We start from the raw sequence: 3788 nt of genomic DNA on the forward strand, positions 1-3788 counted from the left end.
GGCTTTCGCGCGCGAGCGGCCGGGGGTGATCGTCGAGGACAAGGCGGTGGCGGCGGGGCTGCACTACCGCGGCGCGCCGGACGCGGTCGAAGCCGCCGGCGACCTGGTCCGCAGGGTGGCCGGAGAGACCGGCCTGGTCGTCCAGCCGGGCAATATGGTGTTCGAGCTGAAGACGCCGGGCGCCAGCAAGGGCACGGCGCTGAAGGCCTTCATGAATGAAGCGCCGTTCGCCGGCGGGACGCCGGTGATGCTGGGCGACGACCTGACGGACGAGGACGGATTCGTCGCCGCCGCCGAACTGGGCGGGTTCGGCGTGCTGGTGGGGGCGCCGCGCCGAACCGCGGCGCGCCATGGCCTTCCCGACGTGGACGCGGTGCTGGCGTGGCTTGAACGGCTCGAGGAGCAGGCATGACCCCGAATCTGGATCTCGCTCCCATCGGCAACTGCTCGATCAGCGCCCTGATCGACCGCAACGGCCGCTACGTCTGGGCCTGCGCGCCGCGGGTGGACGGCGATCCCGTCTTCTCGGCCCTCATGGACGGAAGCGACCCCGGCCACGGCTTCTGGGACATCGAGCTGGAGGGGCTGAAGCACGTCAGCCAGGCCTATGTCCGCAACACCCCGGTGCTGCGCACGGTGCTGACCGCCCAGGACGGGGCGATGGTCGAGATCATCGACTTCTGCCCGCGTCATCCCAAGCACAGCCGGACCTATCGCCCGCTGGCGTTCGGACGGGTCATTCGGCCGCTGGAAGGCGCGCCGCGCATCCGCGTCCGTTTGCGTCCTTCCGCCGACTGGGGCGCGCGGCCGGCGGAGCGGACCAGCGGCTCCAACCACATCCGCTACCTGTGCACCGACGTCACCCTGCGCCTCACCACCGACTGCCCGGTGTCGCACGTGATCAACGAGCGCGTCTTCCGGCTGGAGAAGACCCACGCCTTCTTCCTGGGGCCGGACGAGGGCTACGACCAGGATGTCGGCCCCGGCGTATCCGCCGCGCTGGAGCGGACCGTGGCCTACTGGCAAGACTGGGTGCGCAAGCTGTACCTGCCGCTGGACTGGCAGGAGGCGGTGATCCGGGCCGCCATCACGCTCAAACTGTGCGCCTACGAGGAGACCGGCGCCATCGTGGCGGCCCTGACTACCTCGGTGCCCGAATTTCCCGAGAGCGGCCGCAACTGGGACTACCGCTACTGCTGGATCCGCGACGCCTACTATGTCGTCCGCGCGCTGAATCGGCTGGGCGCGGTGGATCTGCTGGAGAACTATCTCGGCTATCTGCGCAATCTGGTCGACGATTCCGCCGGCGGTCACGTGCAGCCGGTCTACGGCGTGGGCCTGGAGCCCGGCATAGGCGAGCGGATCATCGACGGCGTCGAGGGCTATCGCGGCATGAAGCCGGTGCGCGTGGGCAACCAGGCGCACGAGCACCTGCAGCACGACGTGTACGGACAGATCGTCCTGCCGCTGGTGCAGGCTTTCTACGATCAGCGCCTGCTTCGCCCCGGCACGATCGACGACTTCCACGCCCTGGAACGGGTCGGCGAACGGGCCTTCGCCATGCACGACCAGGTCGACGCCGGCCTGTGGGAGTTCCGCACCATCGCACGGGTGCACACCTATTCGTCGGTGATGTGTTGGGCGGCCTGCGATCGCCTGGCCAAGGCTGCGGATCACCTGGGGCTGAGCGCCCGGGGCGAAACCTGGCGCGAACGGGCCGGAATCATCCGTGAGCGGATCGAGCGCGAGGCCTTCCTGCCCGACGAGGGGCGGTTCGCCGCCAGCTTCGGCAACCGCGAGCTGGACGCCTCGCTGCTGCAGATGACCGATCTCGGCTTCCTGGACCCGCTGGATCCCCGCCAGGTCGCGACCTTCGACGCCATCGAGCGCGACCTGAAGAAGGGCCCCTACCTGTTCCGCTACGTCGAGCCGGACGATTTCGGCGAGCCGGAGACGGCGTTCAACTTCTGCACCTTCTGGTTCATCGAGGCCCTGCACCAGAACGGGCGGATCGAGGAGGCGCGCGAGATCTTCGAGCAGATGTTGAGCCGGCGCACCCATGCCGGCCTGCTGAGCGAGGATATCGCGCTGGGCGACAACGAACTGTGGGGAAACTACCCCCAGACCTATTCGCTGGTCGGCATCATCAACTGCGCGGTGCTGCTCAGCCGGTCGTGGACGGACGTGCGATGAGCATCGGCCCGAAGTTCCTCCCCCAACGGAGGAGGGGGGACCGCCAAGCGGTGGAGCGTTGGCCCCGCGCTCGCTTTGACACCCCTCCACCGTGCTCCGCATGGTCCCCTCCCCCGTTGGGGGAGGAACTGTTCACGACATTGCGTTGGGGCCGATACGTCCAGGCCCGGGTTATGCGCGCATGAGCCGCCTGATCGTCGTCTCCAACCGCGTCTCCGCCCCCCGGGATCCCGCCGCGGGATCGGCGGGCGGCCTGGCCATGGCGCTGTCGGCCGCGCTGCGCAAATACGAAGGCCTCTGGTTCGGCTGGTCCGGCGAGACGGTGGAGACCTTCATCCCCGAGGCCAAGATCGAGAATAGGGCCGGGGTCACCGTGGCTCTGGTCGATCTGGAGGCCCAGGACGTCGACGAATACTACAACGGCTACGCCAACAGGACGCTGTGGCCGCTGTTCCATCACCGGGTGGACCTGACGGCCTACGAGCGATCCTACGGCGAGGGTTACGAGCGGACCAACGCCCGATTCGCCGAGGTGCTGGCCCCCCTGATCCGGCCGGACGACGTGATCTGGATCCACGACTACCACATGATCCCGCTGGCCCGGGACCTCAGGCGGCGCGGGGTGACGAACCGGATCGGCTTCTTCCTGCACACCCCGTGGCCGGCGCGGCAGTTGCTGGTCACCCTGCCGCACCACCGCCGGCTGGTGGAGTCGATGTTCTCATACGACCTGATCGGCTTCCACACCCGCGAATGGCTGGACCTGTTCCGCGACTATGTGGCCTCCGAGCCCGAGGTGCGGGGCCGCCTGCTGCCCAATGACGCGGTCGAGGCCTTCGGTCGGACGGTGCACACCGGGGTGTTCCCCATCGGCATCGACGTCGACGGCTTCCTGAAGGCGCGCAACTCCGTGCTGGGCGGGCGGACCTACGACCGGATGGCCGCGTCGTCCGCCTTCCGGTCGATGATCGTGGGGGTGGATCGGCTGGACTACTCCAAGGGGCTGGAGCAGCGGTTGCTCGGCTATGAGCAGTTCCTGAACGACAACCCGGACATGCGCGGCAATGTCTTCCTGCTACAGGTGACGCCGATCAGCCGCGACGAGGTGGACGCCTACCAGGACATCCGCGCCCGGCTGGACGCCCTGGCGGGCCGGATCAACGGCGAGTTCGCCGACATGGACTGGCAGCCGATCCGCTATCTGAACCGGACCTACCGGCGCGATCAGCTGGCGGGCATCTATCGCGCCGCTCGGGTCGGCCTGGTCACGCCGCTGCGCGACGGCATGAACCTGGTGGCCAAGGAGTATGTCGCGGCCCAGAACCCCGACGATCCCGGCGTCCTGGTGCTGTCGCGCTTCGCCGGCGCGGCCGAACAGATGGGCGAGGCGTTGCTGGTCAATCCGTTCAGCCGCGAGGAGCTGTCGGACGCGATCCAGCGCGCGCTGACCATGCCGCTGGCCGAGCGCCGGCGGAAATGGGAGGCGCTGATGGGCGTGGTGCGCGACACCGACGTCGGCGTCTGGAGGGACGATTTCGTCGCCTCGCTGAGGGCCGTGACCCCGGCCGGCGGACGGCGACGGGCGCGCGCCCGCG

The 3788-nt window shown here is 68.9% G+C and carries 3 protein-coding genes; all 3 read left to right on the plus strand.

From position 1 onward, the window contains the following. Positions 1 to 412: trehalose-phosphatase (gene otsB, locus AC2W7C_RS14680; RefSeq protein WP_486002082.1), on the plus strand; the 412-nt coding region annotated here is incomplete at its 5' end. Then, on the plus strand, positions 409 to 2193 hold the full coding sequence (locus tag AC2W7C_RS14685; protein WP_486002083.1) for a glycoside hydrolase family 15 protein: 1785 nt from the start codon (positions 409 to 411) through the stop codon (positions 2191 to 2193). The genes otsB and AC2W7C_RS14685, both read left to right, overlap by 4 nt. 181 nt (positions 2194 to 2374) lie before the next feature. Continuing rightward, the coding region (locus tag AC2W7C_RS14690) for an alpha,alpha-trehalose-phosphate synthase (UDP-forming) (protein ID WP_486002084.1) at positions 2375 to 3788 on the plus strand (1414 nt) is incomplete at its 3' end.

The organism is Brevundimonas sp. CURTG3B2_SDJG, from assembly GCF_057364705.1.

Excerpts from the sequence above, each read along its gene's own strand:
- AC2W7C_RS14685 (WP_486002083.1), top strand. The coding sequence starts at position 409 with ATGACCCCGAATCTGGATCTCGCTCCCATCGGCAACTGCTCGATCAGC.